The following is a 25375-nucleotide window of genomic DNA, read 5'->3' as shown; positions in this document are numbered from 1 at the left end:
GGGCGTCAATAGTGGCGGGTGTCGTGGTCGATCATGGGCGGAGCGTAGCACGCACCCGGGAGAGGGAACGGGCTTCGCGCCCTGTTCGGGACCGATATCCCCTTGTGCAGTGTAATTCATCCCTGTGAGGCGGGAAAAAGGTCGCGGATAAATCGGAGGAGTGGGCATTCGGGCGTTCGTTCGTCTTCATCTGGGTAGGCCTCTGGGGTTGTCCGCCGGGGTCTCGAATCCCTTTCCCATAGTGCGGTTGACCTCGCATCTCCGCTGGTGTGTACTTGTGGCCCCGCCGTGGAGCGGTTCTTTTCGAATGGCGGGGGGAAACGCCGGAATCCAACCCAGGGGGTTCGATGCGATTCGTTTCCAGGAATGAGCAGAACGATCTCTCCGAGCAGCGCTCCTATTGGCGCCGCCCCGGGAGCCGCGCCGCCGACGACGCCTACTTCGACGGAGAGCCCCTGCCCAGGGAGATCATCCCCCGGCACTGGCTCCCCGAGGGGGACGTCCACCGCGGCCGGCGCATGTCGCGGAGCATGGACTCGACCCGCTACCTCCGAGGCCCCCAGGTCGTGCTGGTGCGCGACGACCTGCGCCGCACATCCTGGTGCGCGACCGCCGAGCACGGCGGCCTCATGCTGCACGAGTACCAGCGCCCCCGCGCCTCCGGCGCGCCGCGCTCCAAGGACGTGTTCGCCGAGGGGCCGGTCTGGCGCTACAACATCGCACTGAACAAGTACACCGGCGATGTCACGCCCACGTGCGTCGTCCGCTCCGATGGCACCGCGTCCCTGTGGCACGACGGCCGCCGCGTCGAGACCTCGGCCGAGGCGCCCGACTTCCCGCACTTCCACTACGAGCAGGTGCCCGTCGGGCGGATCCAGGAGGGCGAGCCCTCCTATGGGGTGCTCACCTACAAGTGCCGCGCCTCCGGGCGCATCTTCGCGCGCCGCACCGAGGGCGACGAGGTCGGGCCCGAGCAGGTGGTGTGCGAGGCGCCGACGGTCGGCGGCATGTCGGTCGCCGTCTACAAGAACGACGTGGTCGGCCGTGTGGACCTGCTGCGGAAGGGACGGGTCGTCCCCGCCATGGTGGTCTCCACCGACGGCGGCCGCTCGTTCGGGGAGCCGCAGGAGATCGACCTCGCCGGGCCTCTGGCCGAGGGGTTCGGCGTGCGCCCGGGGTACCAGCGGCCCATCGTGGACAAGGGCGGCGCCTTCCACCTGCCCGTCGCGCTGCAGGGCAAGTCCGAGGCCCTGGTGGTGAACGTCGTCCCCCGGGCGGACCTGGCGGTCGAGGCGATCCGTGTCCCCGGCGAGCTGCGGAAGGGCGGGCTGGAGGTCTTCCCCAGCACCCTCGGCAGCGGCACCACCTTCGGCAACGGGGTCAGCGACGGCCATGGCCTGATCATGGCCTTGGCCACCGAGGACGGTCGGCTCTACTCCAGCAACTCCTCCGCGGGAGGGAGCCACTTCCCCGAGGCCCAGCTCCTCAACCACGAGATGCCGCTGGTGGGCGACTTCTCCGCGTCCGAGTGCTACAGCAGCGGGCTCAAGGCCAACGTCGTGAGCATGGACTACATGTTCACCGAGGTGAACGCGGTGGGGCGGCCGATCTCCGGGGAGGTGTTCATCGAGACCTGGGACATGCCCCTGCCCGAGCCCAAGGCGCGCGCCCGGGTCGACGGGGACCGGATCGAGGTGGAGGTGCTCAACGACGCCGACCTGGAACCGGGCAAGGTGGTCTTCGGGTTCGACGACCCGACGCTCGGCATCACCGGGGTCGAGGTGCGCGACCTGCGGCACGCCACGGTCCGCACCGACCGCAAGGACGACATCCGCGGCCGCACGCTCACCTTCGATGTGCTCACCCTCTTCCACCGGCACTACGGAGAGGCCGTGATCCGGTGACGGGACCGGGGTGACCGGACGCCGCGGCCCCGCCCCTCCCGCCCTCCGGCGCACCGCGCACCGGGGGGCGGGTTCGGGCCGGGCCCGGTGCTCCGGGCCGCTCGCGCCTATTTCCTACTTTTCTGGTTGACAAAACCGGTTAATGGGGAGCACCGTTGAGCCACGGACGGGCCTCGCGGAGCCCGGACGAGGGGGTGGTGGGAGTGCGGGCCCGCCGCCCCCTACTCCTCCTCCACCCCTCCCGCCCAGGAAGGCACCATGCGCACGCTCGTCCTCCTCGGGATCGTCGGATTCCTCGCCCAGCTCGTCGACGGCGCGCTGGGCATGGCCTACGGCGTCACCTCCACCACGCTGCTGCTGGTCGTGGGGGCCAACCCGGCCTCCGCCTCGGCCACCGTGCACCTGGCCGAGATCGGCACGACGCTGGCCTCCGGCGCCGCCCACTGGCGGCTCGGCAACGTCGACTGGCCGGTGGTGCGGCGCATCGCCCTACCCGGCGCGGTCGGCGCCTTCGCCGGGGCGACGTTCCTGAGCAGCCTGTCCACCGAGGCCGCCGCCCCCGTCATGTCGGGCATCCTGCTCGCGCTGGGCACTTACGTCCTGGTCCGCTTCACCCTGCGCGGTGCCCGGCCGCGCTCGGCCGCCCCGCTGCGCACCCGCTTCCTGGCCCCGCTCGGGCTGGTCGGCGGCTTCGTCGACGCGACCGGGGGCGGCGGCTGGGGGCCGGTGGGCACCCCCGCCCTGCTGGCCTCGGGCCGCATCGAGCCGCGCAAGGTCGTCGGCTCCATCGACACCGCCGAGTTCCTGGTGACCGTCGCCGCGAGCGCCGGGTTCCTGATCGGCCTGGGCGCCGCCGGGATCGACCTCGCCTGGGCGGCCGTCCTGCTGGCCGGCGGCGTGCTGGCCGCTCCGCTCGCCGCCTGGATCGTGCGGCACGTCCCGCCGCGGGTGCTGGGCTCGGCGGTCGGCGGGCTGATCGTGCTGACCAACACCCGGACGCTGCTGGGAACCGGCGCGGGCTCGGCCGTCGACGGGTGGGCGAAGGCGGCCGTGTACGCAGCCGTCTGGGCCGTATGGGCGGCCGCGGTCGCCTGGTCGGTCCGCGCGCACCTGGCCGAGCGCAGGGTCGGGCGCGCGGACGAGCGGCACGCCCGCGCCGACGGGGATGCCGCGTCCGACCAGGTCGGCCCACTAGCGTAAGGAGGCCACCGGGCAGGGGGCGAGGAGGATGCGGTGGCCGAGGGGGTCCGAGGGGCTGAAGCGGACGAGGACGCGGGCGCGCACGCCGGCGGGGGTGTCCGCGCCCCGGCGCGGCGCGAGCGCGCCGAACGGGTCCGCGAGTCCTTCGTCCTCGTGCCGCTGCTGGGCATGGCCGCGGCCGTGCTCCTGGCCGTCGCCACCGTCGCGTTCGACCTGGCGCTCTCCTGGCTGAGCGCCGTGTCCGGCGCGGAGGAGGAGCTGCGCGACACCCTGCGGTCGCTCACCGAGAGCGCGAACGCGGTGCTCGGCACCGCCGGCCCGGCCACCCTCACCGTCCTGGGCGTGGTCTTCAGCATCACCCTCGTGGCCCTGCAGATGGCCACCGGCCAGCTCACCCCGCGCGTGCTCTACCTGTTCACCCGGGGGTGGGTGGCCAAGCTGACCCTGGCGGTCTTCCTGGGGACGTTCGTCTACACCCTGGTGGTCCGCTACGCCGGCGGCCTCCTGGCCGACGAAGAGGCGGGCATGCCCTTCATCGCGCTGGTCTCCACCGCCGTGGCGATGCTGCTCGTCGGCGCGAGCCTGGTGATGTTCGTGTACTTCGTCGACGGCACCGTCAAGATGATGCGCCCGACGACCGTTCTGGACCGCGTGGGCCGGGAAACGCTCCGGCAGATACGCGCGCTGCCCCGCGACACGGTCCCCGCGCCCAGGAAGGCGTCGGTGGCCCCGCTGGAGGAGGAGGGCCGGGGCGGGTACGTCCGCACCGTCCGCTCCCGCTCGGATTCGGGCGTCCTCGTCCGCGTCGACACCGCGCGCCTGCTGCGCTGGGCGGTGAGGAACGACGCCTTCGTGCGGGTGCTGCGGGAGTCCGGGGACTACGTGGCGACGGGCAGTCCGGTCCTGGAGGTGCACTCCCCGCGGCGACCCGCGCACCTGGGCCGGGTCGCCAGGGCCGTACGCACCGGCGCCGAGCGGTCCACCTTCCAGGACCCCGCCTTCGGCGTCCGCCAGCTCGTCGACATCGGTGTCCGCGCGCTGTCGCCGGGCGTGAACGACCCGACGACGGCCGTGCAGTGCATCGACCGCCTGCAACTCCTTGTAGAGGAGTTCGCACAGGTCCCCCAAGGGGAGCGGGTCGTGCGCGACCGCAAGGGCCGTGTGCGCGCCGCCGTTCCGCTCCCGCAGTGGGAGCCGCTGGTGGAGCTCGCCTTCACCGAACTGGTGCTGTTCAGCAGCGGCCAGCCGCAGGTCACCCGGCGGCTGGCCGCGGCGCTGGACGACATCGAGTCCCACGTCCCCGAGGCGCGGCGGGCCGCGCTCCGCCGCGCGCGCGAGGAACTGCGCCGGGTCTGCGTGCGCAGCATGCCCGAAGGCCTGGTGGAGTTCGCGCAGACCGCCGACCACCAGGGCATCGGCGGCTGAACCCGCCCCGGGGGAGGGGCGGGGCGCCTCAGCCCTGCGGGGACAGCTCGGCCATCTCGCCCCAGCCGTCGACGGGCGCGTCCACGTTGATGATGCTCGGCGTGGCCGAGATGGCCCCGGCCATCGCCTCCAGCCCGGCCTTGAAGTGGTCGGACTCCACGTGCGCCTTGCCCGCCTCGGCGTCGGCGAAGCCCTCCAGCAGGACGTAGGTGTTCTCCTCGTCCAGGCTGCGGGACCACTCGAAGAAGACGTTGCCGGGCTCGGCCCGGGTGGCCTCGGTGAACGCGGCGACGCGCTGGGGCCACTCCTCCACCAGCTCGGGGCGGACGGGGAACTTCACCGCGATGAGGATCATGGGTGCCTCCTGGCCTTCTCCTGGCGTGACGGGATCGGTCGCGGCCATCGTGCCCACGGCGGCCCGGCGGGCGCGACCGCCCCCGTCCCGGATTCCGGCGGTGCCGGAAACTCAGCCCGCGAAGCGCTCCGCCGCCCGCTGCAGGACCTCCGCGACGCGCGGGTGCCGGTCCCGGTAGTCCCGCGTGGGCAGCGACACTGACAGCGCCTGCGCCTCGGCCCCCGCGCCGTCCGCCCCGTCCAGCGGCACGCTCAGCGGCACGGCCAGGCAGGACAGCGCGTCGTCGGCCTCGCCCACCGATACCGCCAGCCCGGTGCGCCGCACCCGCGCGAGCTCGGCCTCGAACTCCTCCCGCACCGTGATGGTGTGCGCGGTCAGCCGCGGCAGCCCGTGCCGGTCCAGGTAGCGCGTGCGCGCCGCGCGCGGCACGGCGGCCAGCAGCGCCTTGCCGTGCGCGGTGGCGTGCGCCCGGCGCTCGCACGCCACGACGAACGGGTCGGCGCCGTCCCCGGGCGGCGCGGTGCTGTCGACGACGGAGATCTCCCCGCCCCGGAACACGGTGAAGTAGGCCTCGGCGCCGGTGGCGCGGCGCACCGCCGGGAGCACCTCGCGCATGGCGGCGGCGGTGCGCACCTGGCGCCCGTAGGCCCGGTGCAGGTGGGGCACGCGGTGCCCGAGCGCGTACCCGCGCGCCGTGCGGACCACGTGGCCGCGCTCGGTCAGCGTCCCGAGCAGGTGGTAGACGGTGGACAGCGAGCAGCCCACCCGGCGGGCCAGCGCCTTGGCCGACACGGGCCCCGCCCCTTCGGCCACCGCGTCGAGCAGGTCGAGCGCGCGCTCCACCGAGCGCGGTCCGTCCGAGGCCGCCATGCTCCCCTCCCCGCCGATGCCCGCCGGTCCGCGCCGGCCCGTGCAGCGGGTCCTTGTGCGGGCCCGCCTCCCCAGCGTATGAAGGGCGGGGGAGTGGGCCCCGACACACCCGCGCCCCGGCGGCCGGGGCGCTCGCGAGGTATAGGAGAGCCGATACCTGCCAGTGGTTTCCCTATTGGTCCCCCATGACGCCGCAGGACTACGGTCGTATGCACCGCCGCCATGAGACGTGGCGGCGTCGTGTGCACCGAGGGGGACGACACCGATGGCCCGCATTCTCTTCGTCATGACCGGGTCCGACCACTGGACGCTGGCCGACGGCACCCTGCACCCGACCGGCTTCTGGGCCGAGGAGTTCCTGGCGCCCTACAAGGCGTTCACCGGCGCCGGGCACACGGTCACGGTGGCCACGCCCGGCGGCGTCGTTCCGCCGGTCGACAAGGGCAGCCTCGCCCCGGAGGCCAACGGCGGCCAGGAGGGCGCCGACGCGGCCGCCGCCGCGCTGGAGGCCGCGTCCGAGCTGCGCGCGCCCGTCGCGCTCGAAGAGGTCTCCGCCGCCGGCTTCGACGCCGTGTTCTACCCCGGCGGCCACGGCCCGATGGAGGACCTGGCGGTCAGCGCCGACTCCGCCCGCGTCCTGACCGACGCGCTGGCCTCGGGCCGCCCGCTGGCGGTCGTCTGCCACGCTCCGGCCGCCCTGCTGGCCACCGAGGGGGCCGACGGCGGCTCGCCGTTCGCCGGGTACCGGCTCACCGGCTTCACCAACGCCGAGGAGACCCAGGCCGGGCTGGCGGGCAAGGCGCGCTGGCTGCTCCAGGACCGGCTGACCGCGCTGGGCGCGGAGTTCGTCGAGGGCGAGCCGTGGCGGCCCAACGTCGTGGCCGACCGGAACCTGGTGACCGGCCAGAACCCCGCCTCCTCCGAGCCCCTGGCACAAGAGGTGCTGTCCCGGCTCGGCTGAGGCCCGGCCGCCGCCCGGCACCGACCCGCACCGACGGATCCCGCACCGGCGGATCCCTACCGTCCCTGAAGTTAAGGAGCCCCATGCCGACCGAAGGCCGCGAAGTCCGCCTGGTGAAGCGCCCCGTCGGGGAACCGACCCCGACGGACTTCTCCCTCGTGGCGACCGAGGTGCCCGACCCGGGCCCCGGCCAGGTCCTCGTCCGCAACGACTGGTTCAGCGTCGACCCGTACATGCGCGGCCGGATGAACGACGTGAAGAGCTACGTCCCGCCGTTCGCGCTGGACGCGCCCATGGACGGCGCCGCCGTCGGGACCGTCGTGGCCTCGAACGCGCCCGAGGTCCCCGAGGGCACGGTGGTCCGCCACGGCCTCGGCTGGCGGGAGTACGCGGTGCTGGACGCGTCCGGCGCCGACGCGGTCGACACCTCCCTCGCGCCCGCCCAGGCCTACCTGGGCGCGCTCGGCATGACCGGGCTGACCGCCTACGCGGGCCTGACCGAGATCGCCCCGGTGCGCGAGGGCGACGTGGTGTTCGTCTCCGGCGCCGCCGGCGCGGTCGGCTCGGTCGCCGCCCGCATCGCCAGACACCACGGCGCCTCCCGCGTCATCGGCTCGGCCGGGGGCCCGGAGAAGGCGCGCCGCCTGACCGAGGAGTTCGGCTACGACGCCGCCGTGGACTACAAGGCGGGCCGCCTCGAAGAGGACCTGAAGGAGGCCGCCCCCAAGGGCATCGACGTCTACTTCGACAACGTCGGCGGCGACCACCTGCGCGCCGCCCTCGCCCAGATGCGCCTGCGCGGCCGGGTCGCGATGTGCGGGGCGATCTCCCAGTACAACGCCACCGAGCCGGTCCCGGGCCCGGACAACCTCGTGCTGGCCATCGGCAAGCGCCTCAACCTGCGCGGGTTCATCGTGACCGACCACATGGACCTGGGGCGGGAATACGCCGGTCTGGCCGCGCGCTGGTTGTCCGACGGCACCCTTCCCCATGAGGAGACGGTGGTCGAGGGCATCGACAACGCCGTGGACGCCTTCATCGGGATGCTCAAGGGCGCCAATACCGGCAAGATGCTCATCCGTCTCGCTTCGGACTGACCGGGAACGGTCCGGAGCGGGCCGGACGGAGACAAGGAAACCGCGAGACCAGTCAGAGAGCAGGTCAGCGAATGATCGACGTGACGCTCAACACCGGGGCGGCCATGCCGCAGCTCGGATTCGGCGTCTGGCAGGTGCCCGACGAGGACGCGACCACCGCCGTGGCCGCGGCTCTGGAGGCGGGCTACCGCAGCATCGACACCGCGAAGGTGTACGAGAACGAGACCGGCACCGGCCGCGCGCTGCGCGAGTCGGGCATCGCGCGCGAAGAGCTGTTCGTCACCACCAAGCTGTGGAACGCCGACCAGGGGTACGACGAGGCGCTGCGCGCCTTCGACGCCAGCCTGGAGCGGCTGGGCCTGGAGTACGTGGACCTGTACCTGATCCATTGGCCGGTGCCCGAGCAGGACAAGTACGTCGACTCCTGGAAGGCGATGGAGCGGCTGCACGCCGAGGGGCGGGCCAAGGCCATCGGTGTCTCCAACTTCACCGAGAAGACCCTGGGCCGCCTGCTGTCCGAGGCCGACGTCGTCCCCGCGGTCAACCAGATCGAGCTGCACCCGCGCCTGGCCCAGAAGCGGATGCGCGGACTGGACGCCGAGCACGGGATCAGGACCGAGGCCTGGAGCCCCCTGGGGCAGGGCAAGGACCTGCTCCAGGAGCCCGTCCTGGCCGAGATCGGCGCGGCGCACGGCAAGTCCCCGGCGCAGGCGGTGCTCCGGTGGCACCTGCAGTCGGGCAACGTCGTCATCCCCAAGTCGGTGACGCCGTCCCGCATCAAGGAGAACATCGACGTCTTCGACTTCGAGCTCTCCGAGGACGAGATGCGGCGCATCGACGACCTGGACTCCGGCGAGCGCCTGGGCCCGGACCCCGACCAGATGAACTGGCTGGGCTGAGCCCGTCACCCTGTCGTTGATCTCGGGAAAAGCGTCCCTGAAACCGCGGTTTCAGCGTCCTTTCTCCCGAGATCAACGCGGGGCGCGCCGGGCCGCGCGCGCGTCGAGGATGGACAGGACCTCATCGCCCCAGCGCAGGTTCTCCTCCTCGAAGTACCGCCCGCGCAGCAGCGTCAAGTACGGGCCCACGTGGTCGGTCTCCCGGAGGTACTCCTCCTCGGAGCGGCCGTTCAGCAGGCGCTCGCGTATGCGCTCGTACCGCGCCAGCTTGGCCCGCGCGCGCTCCATGCGCTCCATCACCGAGGTGCGCACCGCCTCGGGGTCCCCGGCGTCCACGGCCTGCAGCTTGACGAGCATGTCGTCGCGGATCGCCGTCGGCTTGGCCGGGCGGCGGGTGAACGCGTGCAGCGCGCTCCGGCCCTCCTCGGTCAGCGAGAACACGCGCTTGTTGGGGCGCCGCTCCTGTTCGACCACGCGCGCCCGGATCAGTCCCTCGCCCTCCATCCGCTCCAGCTCCCGGTAGAGCTGCTGGGGAGTGGAGGTCCAGAAGTCGGCGGTCGCGGTGTCGAAGCGCTTGGCCAGGTCGTAGCCGGAGGCCTCGCCTTCGAGGAGCGCCGCCATCACCGCGTGTCGCAGAGCCATTCGGTCAACCTACCAGCGGCCCGAGGGGCCGATCAGGGGCCGATCCGGGGTGCTCACAGCGCCGCCGCCATGCGGGTGCCCTGGTCGATGGCGCGCTTGGCGTCCAGCTCGGCGGCCACGTCGGCGCCGCCGAGCAGCAGCGGCTCCGTCCCCGCAGCGCGCAGCTCCTCGTACAGGCCCCGGTTGGGCTCCTGCCCGGTGCACAGCACCACGGTGTCCACGTCGAGCACCTCCTCGCGCCCCTCCACGGTGATGTGCAGGCCCTCGTCGTCGATGCGCCGGTAGGCCACGCCCGGCACCATCTCCACGCCGCGGGCGCGCAGCTCGGTGCGGTGGATCCACCCGGTGGTCGTGCCCAGGCCCTTGCCCACCTTGCTCGTCTTGCGCTGCAGCAGGTGCACCTTGCGCGGCGGGGCGGCGCGGCGGGGCTCGGCGAGCGCGCCGCGGCCCGAGTAGCCGGTGTCCACGCCCCACCGGCCGAAGAACGCCCCCGGGTCCAGGGCGGCGCCGTCGCCCTCGTCGGTGAGGTACTCGGCGACGTCGAAGCCGATGCCCCCGGCGCCCATGATCGCGACCCGCTCACCGACCTCGGCGGTGCCGCGCAGCACGTCCAGGTACCCGACCACGCTGGGGTGGTCCACCCCGGGCAGCTCCGGCACCCGGGGCAGCACGCCGGTGGCGACGGCGACCGCGTCGAACCCCTCGGCGGCCAGCCCGTCCGCCGTGGCGGCGGCGCCGAGCCGCACCTCCACGCCCAGCTCCTCCAGCCGCACCCGGAAGTACCGCAGGGTCTCGGCGAACTCCTCCTTGCCGGGCACCCGGCGGGCGACGTCGAGCTGGCCGCCGATGCGGTCGGAGGCCTCGAAGAGCACCACCCGGTGCCCGCGCTCGGCGGCCGAGACCGCGAAGGCCAGCCCGGCCGGCCCGGCGCCGACCACGGCCACGCGCTTGGGGGCCGCCGTCGGGGCGAGCACCAGCTCGGTCTCGTGGCAGGCCCGCGGGTTCACCAGGCAGGAGGTGATCTTCAGGCTGAAGGTGTGGTCCAGGCAGGCCTGGTTGCAGCCGATGCAGGTGTTGATGGCCTCCGGGCGGCCCTGCCGCGCCTTGGCGGGGAAGTGCGGGTCGGCCAGCAGGGGGCGGGCCAGCGACACCATGTCGGCCTCGCCGTCGGCCAGGATGCGCTCGGCGGTCTCGGGGGTGTTGATCCGGTTGGCGGTGGCCAGCGGCACCCCGACGGAGCCCATCAGCTCCTTGGTGACCCAGGAGAAGGCGCCGCGCGGGACCGAGGCGGCGATGGTGGGGATGCGCGCCTCGTGCCAGCCGATGCCGGTGTTGACCATGTCGGCCCCGGCGGCCTCGACCTCCTTGGCCAGCGCGGTGACCTCGGGGAGGGTGGACCCGCCGGGGACCAGGTCGAGCATGGACAGCCGGTAGACGATCGCGAAGCCGTCGCCCACCCTGTCCCGCACCCGCCGCACGATCTCCAGGGGGAAGCGCGAGCGGTTCTCGAACGACCCGCCCCAGCGGTCCTCCCGCAGGTTGGTCGCCGCGCAGGTGAACTCGTTGATGAGGTAGCCCTCCGAGCCCATGATCTCCACGCCGTCGTACCCCGCGCGCTGGGCGAGCTCGGCGGCGCGGGCGAAGTCGTCGACGGTGCGGTCGACCTCCTCGTCGGTGAGCGCGCGCGGCGTGTAGGGGCTGATGGGGGCCTTGAGGGCGCTGGGGGCGACCAGCTCGGGGTGGTAGGCGTACCGGCCGAAGTGGAGGATCTGCATGGCGATCCGGCCGCCCTCGGCGTGCACGGCGTCGGTGACGACCCGGTGCCGCTCGGCGTCCTCCTCGGTGGTCATCGTCGCCCCGCCCTCGTAGGGGCGGGCCTCGGCGTTGGGGGCGATGCCGCCGGTGATGATCAGGCCGACGCCGCCGCGGGCGCGCTCGGCGTAGAAGGCGGCCATCCGCTCGAAGCCGCCGGGGGCCTCCTCCAGCCCCACGTGCATGGAGCCCATGACCATCCGGTTGGGCAGGGTCAGGGGGCCCAGCCGGATGGGGGAGAAGAGGTGGGGGTAGTCGGTCATGGGCCGCCTCCTCGGTCGGCTCCCGCGCGGAGCTCAGTCGCAATGTTGCTATTCAGAAAATTGAATATACAGCAGTGTGACTGGAGGAGGGAGTGGGGGAGTGGGCGGGGACCTGGCGGTCAGAGCTTCAGGGCGGGTTCGGGCAGCGACCCCGGGGGCACGCAGGCGACCCGCAGCCGCACCGCGCCCTCGGCCTCCAGCTCGGCCAGCGCGCTTCCGGGCGAGCCGCGGAGGTGTGCCGCGATCCGCGCCGCCACCTCCTCGGCGCGTTCGGGGTGGAAGTGCGGGCCGTAGCGCAGCTCGACCTCCACACGCAGCTCCGGGGGCCGACCCTGCGCGTCCAGCAGGGCGCGCGCGTACGGCAGCCCGCCCAGCGTCCGGTCGTGCACGCTGCGGACGTTGGACGCCCACTCCACGGCGCGCACGTCGGGCAGTCCGGCCAGCACCGCGTTCAGCTCCGCCGGGAACAGCAGCCAGCGCCGGCGCCCCCGGTGCTCCAGAGCCACCGCGTTCCCGTGCTTGCCCAGGAACTCGAAGGCCAACGCGGGGCCGCAGCCGTTCTCGCGGCGCAGCACCAGGTCGCCGGTGTCGTACCTGATCATCGGCTGCATCTGTACGAACGGGTGGAAGGCGGTCAGCACCAGGCGCCCCGGGCCCTCGGCCACGGGCGCCTGGGAGCCGGGCTCCAGCACCTCGCCGAACACGTGCGGATCCAGGTGGAACAGGTCGCACCGCCCGCAGCGCGAGGCGCCGCCCACGATCTCGGTCAGGGTGAACCGGTCGGTCACCGGGCACCCCCACGCCTCCCGCAGGAACCGGCGCCAGTGCGGGGCCGCCGTGCCCCCGGCGACCGACAGCCCGCGCAGCCCCACCGCGCCGGGGTCGGCGCCCTGTTCCAGCAGGTGGCCGGTCAGCAGCAGGACGTGGTTGACCAGGCCGCTCAGGTACTCCACGTGCGTGCCGTAGCCCGGCAGGTCGTAGCGGGCCGTGACGGCGCGGGCGGTCTCGGCCAGCAGGAGGTCGTCGGTGACGCCCGACGACAGGGACAGCCCCGGGGCCGGGAGCCGCAGCGGCGTGCCGTGGTAGCTGTTCGGGAGGTTCAGCGAGATGGGGCGCGTGCCGCCGCGCGCCAGCGGCTCCGACAGGCGCGCGAAGTAGGCGGAGGTGAAGCCGGCCTCCTCCACCGAGCGCCGCACCGGCAGCGGGGTGCCCGTGCTGCCCGACGTGTGCCCGAGCGCGCCCAGGGCGACGTCCTCGGCGACGAAGCGGGCGGGGGCCGCGGCCACCAGTGTCCGGTCCAGGACGGGGAGCCCGGCCAGCAGCTCGGAGGCCCGCCCCGGGCCCCCTTCGGGGAGCGCCCAGCGGGAGTACTCGGGGTGGTCCCGGTACCAGGGCACGTTCGCGCGGGCGTGCGCGATGGTCCGGTGGGCCAGGGCCGCGTGCAGGGCGTCGAGGAGTTGGGCGGGAAGCTCGCCCTCCAGGGCGGAGAGGGTGAACAGGCGCGCCAGGCCGGCGGGGTCGACCCGGCCCATGTGCGCCAGGCCGTCGCGCACGCGCAGGGGCATGGGCGCGTCGTCGTCCGGGAAGGGGCGGAGCTGAGGGCGGAGGCCGGACCGGCCCCCGCCCCGTTGCGGTGCGCTCACCGCCGCAGCAGCCCTTGCTCAAGGGCCTTGGCGGACTGCTCGGCCGAGACCTCGGCGACGATCTCGGCGGTCACCTGCGCCGCCAGCGCGCGCGACTGGTCGGTGTCGAGCTGGGCCTTGCTCTCGCCGATCGCCCGCTCGGCGACCGCGACGAGGTCGTGCATCTCGCTCAGCATCTCCGGATCACCCGTCCCTTCGGTATACGGCCCTCGCGGACCCTGTGCGGTTCTCCTCGGCCCTCCCGCCCCTCACCGGGTCCGCAGGTCCGGCGGCAGGTGGTCCCACAGGTTCAGGTGGACCAGGTGCCAGCGGTCCCGCCGCCACTCAAGGGCGCACAGCCCGGTGTTGTAGATGCGGAAGCAGATCGCGTCGCTCCCCGCGGCCAGGCGCAGCACGGTCTTGATCAGCCCGGAGTGGGTGACCGCCAGCACCGCCCCGCCGTTCCCGCGACGCCGCGCGCGCTCCGCCGACACGGCCAGCCCGGTCAGGGCCGACCAGGCCTGCTCCTTGAAGCCGTCGTAGGCCTTCCGGCGCTCGTCGTCGTCCTCTGGAGCGCCCCCGACCGGGGCGGAGCGCAGCCCGGCCGGAGGCGGTACGGGCCCCGGCGGCAGGTGCGCGGCCACATGGAAGGCGGCCTCGCGCAGGTCCTCCTGCACGGTCGGGGTGAGCCCCAGTAGCGCGGCGGGGTAGGCGGCCGTCTGCCGCGCGCGCTGGAGCGGGCTGGTGTGGACGGCGGCGACCCGCAGCCTGCGCACGCCGTCGACCCTCGGGTCGGCGGCGAGCCAGCGGCCCAGCAGCAGCGCCTGGCGGTGCCCCAGGACCGTCAGGGCGCTGTCGCCGTCGCTGCCGGGGGTGAGCTGCCACAGCGACTGCCCGTGCCGGGCCAGCAGGATGCGCGCGCCGCCGGTCATGTCCAGGACATGCCGAGCGCCCTGGCGGCCCTCCTGTACTTGGAGTCGGCGACGAAGTCGACGCCGAAGCGCTCACGCAGCAGGGCGGACAGGACGCTCATCAGCCGCGGCACCCTGGGGTCGCGGGCCGTCTCCGGGGCGAGTCGCGGGTAGAGCGGGAACTCCACCTCGCCGAAGGACGCCTCGGTCGCCTCCGGGTCCGGCGCGCGCAGGTCCACCACCCGCGCGCGGTCCATGGTGCAGCGCAGCGCGTCGCGCCCGTCCAGCCACACGAAGAACGGGTGGCGGACCTGGCGGAGCCGGATCGCCGGGGACAGGTCGTCCCCGGTCAGGCCGGTGGCCTTGTACAGGTGCACACCCGGGTGGTCGATGTCGTCGCGCGCCAGCAGCCGTTTGACCGCGCGCACCGCTTCGGGCGAGTCGGGGTGGAGCTGGATGGTCCGCTTGTCCGCCCCGCCGAAGGAGTAGCGGTGGTCGCGCCGCACCCCGCCCGAGTCGGCGCCGAGCTTGAAGGCGCAGAAGGCGTGCGTCTTGATGTTGCAGGTCGTCCTCAGCACCATGTCGCCGCGGAGCAGCCGGTGGTCGTGGGTGTCGTAGTAGACCCCGGTGTTGGTCCGGGGCTCGGTGCGCGCGTAGCTCTTCTCGGCGATCTCGGCGCCCTCGACCAGCGAGCCGATGGCGGCCTTCGTGGCGTCGAGCCAGTCGTAGTACTCGGCGTCGGAGACGGACGCCGGGAAGTCGAGCTTCACACCGAGCTGGTTGAAGACCGCGAAGCCGCCCGTGCGAGCGTAGACGGGCTCGCCCTCGGGCAGGCGCAGTCCGGGGGCGTCCTCCCCGCGCGCGCTCACCGGCCTGCCTTCCGCGTCCGGGTGATCTCCGTGCACAGCGCCTCCAGTTTCTCGGCCAGCACATGGGGCGGGAACATCTCGTTGACGCTCGGGTCGTATGCGGCGGTGTTGCTGAAGACGCTCGCGAAGTTCTTCTGCCGGGGGCCGCGCAGCACCAGGGTGCAGGTCATCTGCTCACGCGGCAGGACGACCCGGTGGATGCGGTGGAAGCCGAGCCGGTAGGCGCCCCCGGCCTCCTCCGAGGAGGGGGCGGTCTCGCGCAGAGGGGTGCGGCCCATGGACCGGTAGAAGTTGCCGACCGTCGCCTCGCCGCGCTTCTCGGGGATGTACTGGTACTCGCCGTAGTCCGTCCCGGAGGCGTCGCGGATGAAGTTCTGCGAGTCCAGGCGTCCGGTCAGGACCGAGGACCAGAAGCTGAACCGGTGGTCGTGGATCTGCTCGTCCAGGGCCTCGGCGCTGCTGTACGGCGGACGCCACAGGTGCAGCGTGAGCCGGTAGCAGCGGCGCGCCCCCGAGTCGGCGAGGACGATCTTGTCGAAGTGGTTGGTGTGGTGGTACGAGCGCCCGGCGATGCGGTGGAGGAGCGGCGGGGTCTCGATGACCTCGCGCAGCATGCTCAGCACAGGGCCCGGGGCGGCCAGGTGCCGGACCAGGTCGAGGTTGGCCAGGCGTACCGGCGCCGAATCGCGAAGGGGGAGTGCGGCGATCGAGCGGAGCGCGCGCTCGTACACGGGGGTGCCGAACGTCGTCCGCGGTGTGGCGGGAAGGGCCATGCCCCCTCCAGAGGACCGTGGGGAGCTCGCCTCCGGCCAGGGGAGCGCGGGAGGTCCCGCGCTCCCTCCGGCCCGGGAGCGAAAGGGGACTCGACATTAGGTCCGCTCCGGGCGCCGATCCAGAGGGCGGACGGGGCGGCATGTTCGGGAAGAAGGTCACCCGGGGCGGGGACCCTCGTCGTCCCAGCGGGCGAGGAGGAGCCGGACCAGGTCGTCGCGGGTGAGGCCGGCGGTGCGGGCGCGCCGGACGAGGTCGTCGGCGGCCGCGCCCAACGGGTCGGCGGGGGCGGGGGCGGCGACGAAGGTCCCGCGCGTGCCCCGCCCGTCCAGCAGGCCCACCTGCTCCAGCTCGCGGTAGGCGCGCGCCACGGTGTTGGCGGCCAGCCCCAGGTCGGCGGCCAGGCGCCGGACCGGCGGCAGGCGGTGCCCGGCCGGCAGCGCCCCGGAGCCGATGAGCCCGCGGATCTGTTCGCGGACCTGCTCGTAGGGCGGCACGTGGGAGCGGGGGTCGACGGTGATGATCACCGGGCACCGCCGTCCGGGGCCGGGCCCTGCGGAGGCCCCTGCGGCCAGAGCCGTTCGCGGTAGCGCCGCCCGGTGCCGATCAGGTCGACGGCGAGGGATGCGCCCACGTACACCAGCCCGGTGGCCAGCGCGGCCCCCATGAACAGCACGGCGGCGGGGTTCTGCGCGGTGGTCCCGGTGGGCAGGGCCGTGGCGGTCCCCGCGACGGCCGTGGCGGCCAGGGCGCTGACGGCCGTCGCGGCGGCCAGCAGGGCGCGGATGCGGTAGGCGCGCACGGCGTCGTCGGCGGCGAGCTCGTGCGGGGCGGCGGCCCGGCGGGGCGCGGCGGTGAAGCGCGCGGCCAGGACGGAGGCGCCGACGGTCACCACCGGGCCGACCGCGGCGCCGGTGGCCATGAGCGGCCAGTCGGCCTGCGAGGCGTCGACGAGGCCGGTGTCCAGGAAGAGCGCGATCAGGCCGACGCAGGCGGCGGGCAGGAGGCCGGAGGCCAGGGCCGCCCAGCGCGCGAGCGGGGAGACGTAGTCGGCGACCGTGGGCATGAAGGGGCGGGCGACGCGGGGGCCGTCGTCGTCGCGGGCGACCGTCGCCTTCACCACCGGGACGACGGCGCCGACGGTGCGGCCGAGGAGGTAGGCGGCGACGATGCTGACGGCCCACGAGCCGTCGTCGCGCAGCGCGGGCACCGCGAGCCCGACGGCCAGGGCGCCCAGGATGAGCACGGCCGAGGTGCCCGCGGCGGCGGACTCGCCGCTGTACAGGCGTCGGGCGAGCGCCGGACCTGCGTAGGAGGGCGGAAGCCCGGCCCGGGCGGTGAACCGCCGGACGGGTTTGACGGCCGGCGGTTTCAGGCTGGTCGAGACGGTCTGCGAGACGCTGAGGAAGACGACCGCGAGTGCGATCCAGGTGGCCATGGGGGTTCTCCTTGTATTGCTCTTGTAGCAATGTAGCAGTACAAGACTCCGGATGTCCCCTCTGGCCGGTTTCGGGCCGTTCGCCCCGGGGAGCCGTGCGATGACCGGCGACCGCGCCTCCCCGAGGCCGTTCTGCGGGCACAATGGGGACATGTCCCGCACCGATCGGACCGTTCCCCCGCGCCCGAACCCCGCGCCGGCCTGGACCGCCACCGCACTGCGCCGCCGACCTGCACAGCGCCGCAGCATGGAGCGGGTCGAGCGGCTGCTGCGCGCCTGTGCCGCAGTCCTGGAAGAGGAGGGAGCCGACGCGGTCACCACGACCGAGGTGGCGCGCCGCGCGGAGATCCCCATCGGCACCGTGTACCAGTTCTTCCACGACAAGGACGGCCTGGTCCGCGCACTGGCCGCGCGGAACATGGAGCTGTTCACCCACCGCCTGTCCGAGCGCCTGGAGGCCTCCGGGGGCGCGGACTGGGCGGGGGCGGCGCTGACGGCCGTGGACACCTACGTCGACATGCGCCGTACCGTCCCCGGGTTCGGCGTGCTGGACGCCGACCCCGACCCCGGTCACGACCCCGAGGCGTGCGCGCCCCGGCCGCCGTCGGGGAGGTCGGGCCCCGGCCGCCGCGACGACCGGGTGTCCGGGACGCTGCTCGCCATGGGGCTGACGGCCACCGGGGGCCCACCGGACCCGGAGACCGAGCGCAGGGTCCGCGTGGCGGTCGAGGCTGCCGACGCGGTGCTGTCCCTGGCCTTCCGGACCGACCCCGGCGGCGACCCGGCCCTGATCACCGAGTGCCGGGAACTGCTGCGCTCCTACCTCGGCCGCCCCGCGGAGGGCACCCTGGCGGGGACCGGGTCATGAGCCGGTCGTGACCGCCGCCCGGCCGGTCAGTCCGGCGGCGGCAGGTGGAACAGGGGGAGCACCACCTCGTCCACGACCTCTTCGATGACCTGGTCGGTGATCGGGCCGCCCTGGAACAGGAAGTGGTGGCGCATCAGTGCGTGCCCCGCCTCCAGGCGGCGCGGGGTCAGCGCCTCGGGCGAGATCTCGCCCCTGGCCACCGCCCGGTCGGCCACACGGCGGATCATGGCCATGCTCTGGCCCCGGGAGCCCGACCGGATCTGCTCGGCGACCTCCTCGTCGTGCAGCACCTCCCCGAGCACCCCGCGCATCGCCTCGCCGGTCGGCCCCTCCAGCAGGCGGGCGACGCCCCGGAACAGCTCCAGCAGGTCCCCGCGCAGGCTTCCGGTGTCGTCCGGGTCCATGTACCGCGGCACCACGTGGTACATCGCCTCCATGACCAGGCGCGCCCGGTTGGGCCAGCGCCGGTACAGCGACGCCTTCCCGGTCCGGGCCCGCTCGGCCACGCGCTCCATGGCCAGCTTCGCGTAGCCGACCTCGTCCAGCTCGGCCAGGACCGCCTCGAAGATCGCCGCGTTGAGCGCGTCGCCGCGCCTGCGCGGCCGCTTGCGCGGGTCCTCCTCGTCCGTGCTCGGGCCGGGCCCGACAGGGGTGCCCACGGGGTCGTTCCGCCTTTCCGACCGGGGTGGCGCCGGGGTGCCGCCGCTCCGCCGGCCACCGTTCGCCTCGGATCCCATCACGCGCCCCCGGTCCCCTCGGATTCTACGGAGGGGCGCGGGGCGGCGGCCGTCACGTGTCCGGCGTCCCCGTCGACCCGGATCGCCGCCCCGTCCTCAAGGGCCGAGGTGCCGTCGCCGGTGCCCATCACCGCCGGGATGCCGTACTCGCGGGCGACGATCGCCGCGTGCGACCCCAGGCCGCCGGAGTCGACCACCACGGCGGACGCGCGCTGGAACAGCGGTGTCCACGACGGGTTGGTGTACGGGCACACCAGCACGTCCCCGGCCCGCATGCGGCCGAACTCCGAGGGGTCGCGGATGATGCGCGCGGGCCCGGTCACCGCACCGCCGCCCGCCGGGGTGCCGCTGGTCAGCACCGGGCCGTCCGCCCCCTTCCCCCGGGAGGGCCCATCGTGCGGCAGTTCGAGCATCGGCACGCTCGCCAGCGAAGCCCGCTTGGCGGCCCTGCGCCGCACGGCCGCTCGCAGCCGCGCGGCCTGGTCCCCGGGCATCCCCGGCAGCTCCTCGATGCCCTCCAGCTCCTCCAGGCGCAGGTGGAAGACCTCGTCCGTGGACTCCAGCACGCCTTCGTCCACGAGGCGCCGCCCCATCTCCAGCAGCGCGCTCCGCAGCGGCGGCAGCGCACGCGTGAAGTGGAAGTGGCTGTCCTCGCGGAAGGCGACCCCGGCCCGGAACCGCTCCACCGTGTGGGCCGCCCGCTGCCGGGCGGCCGTGTTCCGGCGCAGCCTCGGGTGGGCGGTCAGGCGCTCCAGCGCCTTGCGCGCGCCGCCGGTGTCGCGCTTGGGCGGCTCGGAGGCGAGGAGCTTCACCATCCCCAGCACGGTCTCGGGCGTCTCGCTCCAGGTGGGCGAGGAGGCGTGGACGGCGCTCATGGTCTCCCGGTGCCCGTAGGCGGCCAGGAACCCGTCGAGCCGTGCGGCGAACGGGGCCAGGGCCGGGTCGGTGCCCATCGCCTCCGCCAGCTCCTCCGGGGTGCGGTCCGCGAACGCCTCCGCCGCGGCGGGGTCGTCCCGGACGGACTCCGCCAGCTCCTCCAGGGCGCGGTTGGCCTGCTCGGTGCAGGTCACCGCGCCGAAGGCCAGGTCGCTCGCGGAGACCGGGCGCCCCAGCCGCGTCAGCATCAGCTGCGTGCGGACGAACCCGAGGACGAGGTTCGGCAGGTAGTCCGTCCGCAGGTCGGTCATCAGGGGCACGAGCGCCAGGGTTTCCCTGGGCCGCTCGCGCAGCTCGGACCAGGGCAGATCGGCGGCCGGGCGGGCCGCCAGGTCCTTGAGCGCCTTCTCGTAGCGGGCGAAGCGCGGGTCGCGCGTCCACCGCTCGACCGGGAACCGGCGCGCCTTGGCGGCGAGCCGGAACGGCGCGGCCAGCGTGCCCAGGGACGGGCGCGGCGTCGGCGGGATGAAGCGCACCACCACGCCGTCCTCCTCGGGGAGCAGCCGGTCGAGTGAGGGCAGGCGCGCGCCGATGAGCCCCTTCATCATCCCGGCGACCATGCCCTCCAGCAGCTCGCCCGTCCAGGTCGTCATGTCGAGCGGGTAGGGCCGCGTCTGGAACATGTCGAGCAGGATCGGCCCGATGCGCTTCTGGACCGGGTTCAGCCGCACCGGCTCGGGCGGCACGGCGGTCATCGGTCGCGCCTGCAGGAGCAGCACGCGCCCGTCGGCCACGGCCCACTCGATGTCCATGGGCCGTCCCCAGTGCCCGGCGACCCTGCGGCACAGCCGCGCCAGCTCCTTGAGGTGCGCCCGCTCCATCCCTTGGGCCCCCTGCGCGGCGGCGTCACCGGGCGTGCCCTCCTCGTGGACGACACCGCCTCCCTCGACCGCGCGCACCACCACCTCGCCGCGCCCCGCCCGGTGCTCGACCACGGCGCCGTGCGCGTCCAGAAGGTAGTGCTCCGGGGTGACCAGGCCGGAGACGACCGACTCGCCCAGCCCCCGCCCGGCGTCCACCGACACCCGGTCGCGCCGCCCGGTGACCGGGTCGGCGGTGAAGGCGACCCCGGCCCACTCCGCGGGCACCATCCTCTGCACGGCGACCGCGATGCGCACGTCGGGGGCGTCCATGCCGATGCGGCGGCGGTAGGCGATCGCCCGGCCGCTCCACAGCGACGCCCAGCAGCGCCGCACGGCGTCCAGCAGCTCCTCCTCCCCGACGATGTTGAGGTAGGTGTCCTGCTGGCCGGCGAACGCCGCGCCGGGCAGGTCCTCGGCGGTGGCGCTGGAGCGCACGGCCACCGGGCCGCCGCCCATGTCCCGGTAGGCGTCGAGGATCGCGGCGCGCAAGTCGTCCGGGAGGTCGGCCGCCTCGAACGCGGCGCGCACGGCGGCGCCCTCGTCGGAGGGGTGCTCCGCCAGCGCGCGCAGCGCCGCGGCCGGCGCGCCCTTGGCGGCGGCGCGCGCGTAGGCCCACGTGGTGACGGCGAAGCCGTCCGGCACGGGCAGGCCCAACCGCACCATTTCGCCCAGGTTGGCGGCCTTTCCCCCGGCCGTGTCCAGGTCGGACCGCCCGAACTCCGACAGCGGGGCGACCAGCGCCCCGGTGCCGACGGCGCTGTCGGTCCGGGTGTGCGTACGGATCATGACGACTCCTCGGTCTCATTACCGGTATTCCCCGTGTCGGGGGAGGTTTCGGACGCGTGCGCGGTTTCGCGCAGCGGAAGCGCGGGCAGGGCGGCGCAGAGCAGGACGGCCAGCCCCATCAGCGGGGCGGCCCAGGCGAACAGCGGCGGCACCGCCTCGCCGAACGCCGCGGCGACCGCCGCACGGTCGGCGGGCGCGAGCGCGGCGGCGGCCTCCGGGGACAGCGCCGAGGCGCCGCCCACCCGCGCGGCCGTCTCGGCGGGCAGCTGCGCCGCGAAGCGCAGGTTGACCAGGGCGCCGGTGAGCGCGGCCCCGGCCGAGGCGCCGACCTGGCGCCAGAAGACGACGGCGGCGGTGGCGGCCCCCAGGTCCGCGCGGGGCGCGGCGTTCTGCGCCACCAGGGTCATGACCTGCATGACCAGCCCCAGGCCCAGGCCGAGCAGCGCCAGCAACACGGCGACCTGGGCGGGGGAGCTGTCCGGCCCGAGCAGGCCCAGGGCGGCCATCGCGGCGGTCGACACCGCGGTCCCGGCCACCGGGTAGGCGCGGTACCGGCCGGTCCGGGTGATCATCCGCCCGGAGGCCACCGTGGTGACCAGCACCCCCGCCATCAGCGCGATCATCACCGCGCCCGCCTGGGAGGCCGAGGCGCCCAGCGCGATCTGGACGTAGGCGGGCACGTAGGCGGCGATGCCGAACAGGGCGAAGCCGACCAGGAAGGCGACCGTGACGGCGGTGCCCACCGAGCGCTCGCGCAGCAGCCGCACCGGCAGCACCGGGTCGGCGGCGCGGCGCGCGGTCACCGCCCAGGCGGCGGCCCCGCCCGCGAGCAGCGCGGCGGCGGCCGGGACCGCCCAGTCGGGGCGGCCGGGCCAGCCGGGCGCCGACCCCAGCACCGCCAGCCCGACCACGGCGGCGGCCAGGGACAGCGCCCCCGCCGCGTCGACCGGGCGCCGCGCGGTGGGCCGGGGCAGGCGCAGCGTGGCGGTGACGGCGACCAGCGCCGCCAGGCCCAGCGGCGGGTAGAGGTGGAACAGCCACCGCCACCCCAGGGCGTCGGTGACCGCGCCGCCCAGCAGCGGCCCACCCACCGCCGCCAGGGCGAACACCGCGCCGAACAGCCCCAGGTAGCGGCCGCGCTCGCGCGGGCTGACCAGCTCGCCCAGCGCGGACTGGACGCTCACCATCACCCCGCCGCCGCCCGCCCCCTGCACCGCGCGGGCGATGAGCAGCGCCGTCATGGAGTCGGCCTGCCCGGCAGCCAGCGCGCCCACGGTGAACAGGGCGATCGCGGCCTGGAGGGGCCGGGTGCGGCCGAAGCGGTCGCCGAGGCGGCCGTAGAGCGGCATCAGCGCGGTGGCCGCCACCAGGTAGGCGGTGATCACGAACGGCATCAGCCCGAAGCCGCCGAGGTCGCTCGCGATGGACGGGAGGGCGGGGGCGATGGCGGTCTGGTCGACCGCGCCGAGCAGCATCCCCAGGAGCAGGCCGGGCAGGGCGCGGCGCACCTGCGGGGGTGCGGGCCGGCGGGTGGTGCTCTTCATCGGGCGTCCTCCTCGCCACGGCGGCGGGAACGGGGTGGAAGCGTTTAATGAACGTTCCGTTCTCAATGTAGACCCCGACGGACAGGGAACGCAACGTTCCCAAACGGGTGGCCGGGTCCGGTCGCGCCGCCCTCCGGGCCATTCCGTGCGCGCGCACCGCGCCGACCTGGGATGTCGGTGCGGATCGAACGGACGTGACCACATATAGTTACGATTCGTACCCGGTTTGCCGCATAACGTGATCGCAACTCCGGGGTGCCGGGAGCGGGGGCGGAGGGAAGGCCGTTATTGACGGACAACGGGACCGACCGGGGAACCGACATGGCACAACCGGACAGCAGGCGCCGAGGGGGACTCGTCCCCACCCTGCTGTGCTGCCTGGGGGTCGCCCTCGCGCTGGCGATCGCCGTCGCGTGGCGCGCCGACGTCTACGACCGCAACATCGAGCGGATCACCGGCGCCGTGCCCGACGAGGAGGGCCGCCCGGTCGACGACCCCGGGGAGAACTGGCTGCTCATCGGCTCCGACATGCGCGGCGAGTCGACCCCCGGCAAGTGGCGCCAGGGCGAGGCCGACGCCGACGTGATCATGCTCCTGCACGTCCCCGAGGGGGAGGCCCGCGCCTACGTCATCGCGATCTCCCGGGACTCCTGGGTGGACATCCCCGGACACGGCGAGGGCAAGATCGCCGACGCCTACTCGATGGGCGGCCCCCGGCTCCTCACCTCCACCGTCGAGGAGCTGGGCGACGTGCGGGTGGACCACTTCGCCGCGGTGGACTTCGCCGGGTTCGAGGCGATGACCGACGCCCTGGGCGGCGTGGTGATCGACCTGCCCCACGAGGTGTACGACCCGACCAACGGGTGGTACTGGGAGGCGGGGGAGAACCACATGGACGGCGAGGAGGCGCTGCGCTTCGTCCGCGAGCGCAAGGGCCTCTCCGGCAGCGACCAGGACCGCATCAAGCGCCAGCAGGTGTTCCTGCGGGCGATGGCCGAGAAGGCGGTCAGCGAGGAGGTCCGCACCGACCCCCGCCGCCTCGACGCCTTCCTGACCGCCGCCAGCGAGTCGGTGGCGGTGGACGAGGACACCACCATGGGCATGATGCGCGGCCTGATGATGCGCCTGGTCGGCATCGGCCCGGAGGGGGCCGTCTTCCTCAGCCTGCCCGCCGGGTCCACCGGCTGGGAGGGCGAGCAGAACGTCGTCTACCTGGACGAGGAGACCTCCGCGGGCGTGTTCGAGCGCGTCCGCGACGGAAAGCTCATGGAATACATCGCCGAGGAGGGCTTGGAGCACGAGGCGGAGAGCCTGGAGGTCCAGGGCTCCGAGTACTAGCGGGGCCGCCGCGGCGTGTGGCCTGGGGATCAGGGCCCCGACGCGTCCGTCACACCGGCCCGCATGCGGGAAGAGCGTGGGCCCCGCGCCGGTTGCCCCTGCTCAGGGCGGGTGCGCCGACGCCGGCGCGCCGCCCCCGCCGATCTTTCGTCCACTGCCTGTGAGCACCGAGGAGAACCATGTCCGCCACCGAAGCCACGACCGCGACCAGCCGCGAGTGGCAGCTCGCCGCCCGACCGCAGGGCTGGCCCACGACCGACGACTTCCGGTTCGTCGAGCGGGACCTGCCTCCGCTGGGCCCCGGCGAGGTGCGGGTGCGCAACGCCTACCTGTCCGTCGACCCGTACATGCGCGGCCGCATGGACGACACGCCCTCCTACGTGCCGCCGTATGAGCTGGACAAGGCGATGGAGGGCGGCGCCGTCGGACGGGTGGAGGCCTCGCGCTCCGACGGCCTGTCCGAGGGCGACCTCGTCCTGCACACCCTGGGCTGGCGCGACGTCGCGCAAGGGCCGGCGGCCGCCTTCCGCCGCATCGACCCGGTGCCGGGCGTGCCCGAGTCGGCCTACCTGCACGTGCTGGGCATGACCGGGCTGACCGCCTACGTGGGCCTGCTGGACGTGGCGCGGATGGAGCCGGGCGACACCGTGTTCATCTCCGGCGCGGCCGGCGCCGTGGGCGGCGTCGCCGGGCAGATCGCCCGCCTGAAGGGGGCGTCCCGGGTGGTCGGCTCGGCCGGGAGCGACGCCAAGGTCGACCTGCTGACCTCCAAGTACGGCTACGACGCGGCGTTCAACTACAAGAGCGGCGAGGTGGACGCGCTGCTGCGGGACGCCGCGCCGGACGGGATCGACGTCTACTTCGACAACGTGGGCGGCGACCACCTGGAGGCGGCGCTGGCCGCGTTCAACCGCGGCGGCCGCGCGGCGGTGTGCGGGATGATCTCGGCCTACAACACCGAGGAGCCGTCGGCGGCGCCGCGCAACCTGTCCGAGCTGATCAAGAAGGGCCTGACGCTCAAGGGCTTCACGGTCGGGTTCTACGCCGACCGGATGAAGGACTTCATCGCCGAGGCGGGCCAGTGGCTGGCCGAGGGGAGCCTGGTCTACGACGAGACGGTGGTGGACGGCGTGGACAACACGCTCCAGGCGTTCCTGGACATGATGCGGGGAGCCAACACCGGCAAGATGCTGGTGCGCGTCTCCTGACGCCCATCGGGGACGGCCCGGACCCCGCACGGGGTCCGGGCCGTTTCTCCGGTGGT

23 protein-coding genes are annotated in these 25375 nt (G+C 74.2%); 9 read left to right on the top strand and 14 right to left on the bottom strand.

Annotated features, from left to right (window positions below):
• Window positions 1-347 precede the first annotated feature (347 nt).
• The 3 genes from O4J56_RS13270 (at window position 348) to O4J56_RS13260 (ending at window position 4529) form a co-directional block, all read left to right on the top strand.
• Window positions 348-1904, top strand: coding sequence for a hypothetical protein (locus O4J56_RS13270; protein ID WP_270686058.1), 1557 nt, complete (start codon window positions 348-350; stop codon window positions 1902-1904).
• 258 nt (window positions 1905-2162) lie between these two features.
• Window positions 2163-3104: a sulfite exporter TauE/SafE family protein gene (locus tag O4J56_RS13265; protein WP_270686057.1), complete on the top strand. Its 942-nt coding sequence runs from the start codon at window positions 2163-2165 to the stop codon at window positions 3102-3104.
• A gap of 33 nt (window positions 3105-3137) precedes the next feature.
• Window positions 3138-4529 carry a DUF2254 domain-containing protein gene (locus O4J56_RS13260; RefSeq protein WP_270686056.1) on the top strand — a complete coding sequence of 464 codons (1392 nt, stop codon included), beginning with the start codon at window positions 3138-3140 and terminating at the stop codon, window positions 4527-4529.
• A 28-nt stretch (window positions 4530-4557) separates the two neighbouring features.
• Here the strand turns inward: O4J56_RS13260 and O4J56_RS13255 are convergent, their stop codons facing one another.
• Window positions 4558-4884, bottom strand: a complete 327-nt coding sequence (locus O4J56_RS13255; protein WP_270686055.1) for a putative quinol monooxygenase — start codon at window positions 4882-4884, stop codon at window positions 4558-4560.
• Between the two features lie 111 nt (window positions 4885-4995).
• Window positions 4996-5754 (bottom strand): IclR family transcriptional regulator, encoded by a 759-nt coding sequence (locus tag O4J56_RS13250; RefSeq protein WP_270686054.1) that lies wholly within the window; start codon window positions 5752-5754, stop codon window positions 4996-4998.
• Between the two features lie 265 nt (window positions 5755-6019).
• On the opposite strand from O4J56_RS13250, the gene O4J56_RS13245 reads away from it, so the two are divergent.
• The 3 genes from O4J56_RS13245 (at window position 6020) to O4J56_RS13235 (ending at window position 8711) form a co-directional block, all read left to right on the top strand.
• Window positions 6020-6715 (top strand): type 1 glutamine amidotransferase domain-containing protein, encoded by a 696-nt coding sequence (locus O4J56_RS13245; protein WP_270686053.1) that lies wholly within the window; start codon window positions 6020-6022, stop codon window positions 6713-6715.
• A gap of 83 nt (window positions 6716-6798) precedes the next feature.
• On the top strand, window positions 6799-7812 hold the full coding sequence (locus tag O4J56_RS13240; RefSeq protein WP_270686052.1) for an NADP-dependent oxidoreductase: 1014 nt from the start codon (window positions 6799-6801) through the stop codon (window positions 7810-7812).
• Window positions 7813-7883: 71 nt separating this feature from the next.
• The gene (locus O4J56_RS13235; RefSeq protein WP_270686051.1) at window positions 7884-8711 is read left to right on the top strand and encodes an aldo/keto reductase; all 828 of its coding nucleotides are present in this window, start codon (window positions 7884-7886) and stop codon (window positions 8709-8711) included.
• A gap of 72 nt (window positions 8712-8783) precedes the next feature.
• Here O4J56_RS13235 and O4J56_RS13230 read toward each other — a convergent pair whose 3' ends face one another.
• The 9 genes from O4J56_RS13230 to O4J56_RS13190 form a co-directional block, all read right to left on the bottom strand.
• Window positions 8784-9353: a PadR family transcriptional regulator gene (locus tag O4J56_RS13230; RefSeq protein ID WP_270686050.1), complete on the bottom strand. Its 570-nt coding sequence runs from the start codon at window positions 9351-9353 to the stop codon at window positions 8784-8786.
• Between the two features lie 53 nt (window positions 9354-9406).
• Window positions 9407-11428: an NADPH-dependent 2,4-dienoyl-CoA reductase gene (locus O4J56_RS13225; protein ID WP_270686049.1), complete on the bottom strand. Its 2022-nt coding sequence runs from the start codon at window positions 11426-11428 to the stop codon at window positions 9407-9409.
• A 119-nt stretch (window positions 11429-11547) separates the two neighbouring features.
• Entirely contained in the window at window positions 11548-12993 is a 1446-nt protein-coding gene (locus O4J56_RS13220; RefSeq protein ID WP_270686048.1) for a phenylacetate--CoA ligase family protein, read from the bottom strand.
• A 74-nt stretch (window positions 12994-13067) separates the two neighbouring features.
• On the bottom strand, window positions 13068-13235 hold the full coding sequence (locus O4J56_RS13215) for a hypothetical protein (protein ID WP_270686047.1): 168 nt from the start codon (window positions 13233-13235) through the stop codon (window positions 13068-13070).
• Window positions 13236-13319: 84 nt separating this feature from the next.
• Window positions 13320-13982 carry a histidine phosphatase family protein gene (locus O4J56_RS13210; protein WP_270686046.1) on the bottom strand — a complete coding sequence of 221 codons (663 nt, stop codon included), beginning with the start codon at window positions 13980-13982 and terminating at the stop codon, window positions 13320-13322.
• Window positions 13979-14830, bottom strand: a complete 852-nt coding sequence (locus tag O4J56_RS13205; RefSeq protein ID WP_270686045.1) for a hypothetical protein — start codon at window positions 14828-14830, stop codon at window positions 13979-13981. Before O4J56_RS13205 ends, O4J56_RS13210 begins: the two co-directional genes overlap by 4 nt.
• Complete coding sequence (locus tag O4J56_RS13200) at window positions 14827-15603, bottom strand: hypothetical protein (RefSeq protein ID WP_270686044.1); 777 nt, start codon at window positions 15601-15603, stop codon at window positions 14827-14829. The genes O4J56_RS13205 and O4J56_RS13200 overlap by 4 nt, the downstream gene beginning before the upstream one ends.
• A gap of 156 nt (window positions 15604-15759) precedes the next feature.
• Window positions 15760-16128: a GntR family transcriptional regulator gene (locus tag O4J56_RS13195; RefSeq protein ID WP_408639114.1), complete on the bottom strand. Its 369-nt coding sequence runs from the start codon at window positions 16126-16128 to the stop codon at window positions 15760-15762.
• Window positions 16125-17039: a hypothetical protein gene (locus O4J56_RS13190; protein WP_270686043.1), complete on the bottom strand. Its 915-nt coding sequence runs from the start codon at window positions 17037-17039 to the stop codon at window positions 16125-16127. Before O4J56_RS13190 ends, O4J56_RS13195 begins: the two co-directional genes overlap by 4 nt.
• A 151-nt stretch (window positions 17040-17190) precedes the next feature.
• On the opposite strand from O4J56_RS13190, the gene O4J56_RS13185 reads away from it, so the two are divergent.
• Window positions 17191-17907: a TetR family transcriptional regulator gene (locus O4J56_RS13185; protein WP_270686042.1), complete on the top strand. Its 717-nt coding sequence runs from the start codon at window positions 17191-17193 to the stop codon at window positions 17905-17907.
• A 26-nt stretch (window positions 17908-17933) separates the two neighbouring features.
• Here the strand turns inward: O4J56_RS13185 and O4J56_RS13180 are convergent, their stop codons facing one another.
• From O4J56_RS13180 to O4J56_RS13170, 3 genes are read right to left on the bottom strand one after another with little or no spacing between them, the layout of a single operon-like run.
• Window positions 17934-18644: a TetR/AcrR family transcriptional regulator gene (locus tag O4J56_RS13180; protein WP_270686041.1), complete on the bottom strand. Its 711-nt coding sequence runs from the start codon at window positions 18642-18644 to the stop codon at window positions 17934-17936.
• Window positions 18644-21229, bottom strand: coding sequence for a PEP/pyruvate-binding domain-containing protein (locus tag O4J56_RS13175; RefSeq protein WP_270686040.1), 2586 nt, complete (start codon window positions 21227-21229; stop codon window positions 18644-18646). Before O4J56_RS13175 ends, O4J56_RS13180 begins: the two co-directional genes overlap by 1 nt.
• The gene (locus tag O4J56_RS13170; RefSeq protein WP_270686039.1) at window positions 21226-22773 is read right to left on the bottom strand and encodes an MFS transporter; all 1548 of its coding nucleotides are present in this window, start codon (window positions 22771-22773) and stop codon (window positions 21226-21228) included. Before O4J56_RS13170 ends, O4J56_RS13175 begins: the two co-directional genes overlap by 4 nt.
• Before the next feature lie 321 nt (window positions 22774-23094).
• On the opposite strand from O4J56_RS13170, the gene O4J56_RS13165 reads away from it, so the two are divergent.
• The gene (locus O4J56_RS13165; RefSeq protein ID WP_270686038.1) at window positions 23095-24111 is read left to right on the top strand and encodes an LCP family protein; all 1017 of its coding nucleotides are present in this window, start codon (window positions 23095-23097) and stop codon (window positions 24109-24111) included.
• Between the two features lie 179 nt (window positions 24112-24290).
• The gene (locus tag O4J56_RS13160) at window positions 24291-25319 is read left to right on the top strand and encodes an NADP-dependent oxidoreductase (RefSeq protein ID WP_270686037.1); all 1029 of its coding nucleotides are present in this window, start codon (window positions 24291-24293) and stop codon (window positions 25317-25319) included.
• Window positions 25320-25375: the final 56 nt, after the last annotated feature.

It is taken from the genome of Nocardiopsis endophytica, from assembly GCF_027706725.1.
GTDB classification, from domain to species: Bacteria; Actinomycetota; Actinomycetes; order Streptosporangiales; family Streptosporangiaceae; genus Nocardiopsis_A; species Nocardiopsis_A endophytica.
This window is presented reverse-complemented; position numbering and strand designations above follow the sequence as displayed.

Coding starts and splice junctions, on each gene's coding strand:
- O4J56_RS13270 (WP_270686058.1), top strand. CDS start 348: ATGCGATTCGTTTCCAGGAATGAGCAGAACGATCTCTCCGAGCAGCGC.
- O4J56_RS13265 (WP_270686057.1), top strand. CDS start 2,163: ATGCGCACGCTCGTCCTCCTCGGGATCGTCGGATTCCTCGCCCAGCTC.
- O4J56_RS13255 (WP_270686055.1), bottom strand. CDS start 4,884: ATGATCCTCATCGCGGTGAAGTTCCCCGTCCGCCCCGAGCTGGTGGAG.
- O4J56_RS13250 (WP_270686054.1), bottom strand. CDS start 5,754: ATGGCGGCCTCGGACGGACCGCGCTCGGTGGAGCGCGCGCTCGACCTG.
- O4J56_RS13245 (WP_270686053.1), top strand. CDS start 6,020: ATGGCCCGCATTCTCTTCGTCATGACCGGGTCCGACCACTGGACGCTG.
- O4J56_RS13240 (WP_270686052.1), top strand. CDS start 6,799: ATGCCGACCGAAGGCCGCGAAGTCCGCCTGGTGAAGCGCCCCGTCGGG.
- O4J56_RS13235 (WP_270686051.1), top strand. CDS start 7,884: ATGATCGACGTGACGCTCAACACCGGGGCGGCCATGCCGCAGCTCGGA.
- O4J56_RS13230 (WP_270686050.1), bottom strand. CDS start 9,353: ATGGCTCTGCGACACGCGGTGATGGCGGCGCTCCTCGAAGGCGAGGCC.
- O4J56_RS13225 (WP_270686049.1), bottom strand. CDS start 11,428: ATGACCGACTACCCCCACCTCTTCTCCCCCATCCGGCTGGGCCCCCTG.
- O4J56_RS13220 (WP_270686048.1), bottom strand. CDS start 12,993: ATGCCCCTGCGCGTGCGCGACGGCCTGGCGCACATGGGCCGGGTCGAC.
- O4J56_RS13215 (WP_270686047.1), bottom strand. CDS start 13,235: ATGCACGACCTCGTCGCGGTCGCCGAGCGGGCGATCGGCGAGAGCAAG.
- O4J56_RS13210 (WP_270686046.1), bottom strand. CDS start 13,982: ATGACCGGCGGCGCGCGCATCCTGCTGGCCCGGCACGGGCAGTCGCTG.
- O4J56_RS13200 (WP_270686044.1), bottom strand. CDS start 15,603: ATGGCCCTTCCCGCCACACCGCGGACGACGTTCGGCACCCCCGTGTAC.
- O4J56_RS13190 (WP_270686043.1), bottom strand. CDS start 17,039: ATGGCCACCTGGATCGCACTCGCGGTCGTCTTCCTCAGCGTCTCGCAG.
- O4J56_RS13185 (WP_270686042.1), top strand. CDS start 17,191: ATGTCCCGCACCGATCGGACCGTTCCCCCGCGCCCGAACCCCGCGCCG.
- O4J56_RS13180 (WP_270686041.1), bottom strand. CDS start 18,644: ATGGGATCCGAGGCGAACGGTGGCCGGCGGAGCGGCGGCACCCCGGCG.
- O4J56_RS13175 (WP_270686040.1), bottom strand. CDS start 21,229: ATGATCCGTACGCACACCCGGACCGACAGCGCCGTCGGCACCGGGGCG.
- O4J56_RS13170 (WP_270686039.1), bottom strand. CDS start 22,773: ATGAAGAGCACCACCCGCCGGCCCGCACCCCCGCAGGTGCGCCGCGCC.
- O4J56_RS13165 (WP_270686038.1), top strand. CDS start 23,095: ATGGCACAACCGGACAGCAGGCGCCGAGGGGGACTCGTCCCCACCCTG.
- O4J56_RS13160 (WP_270686037.1), top strand. CDS start 24,291: ATGTCCGCCACCGAAGCCACGACCGCGACCAGCCGCGAGTGGCAGCTC.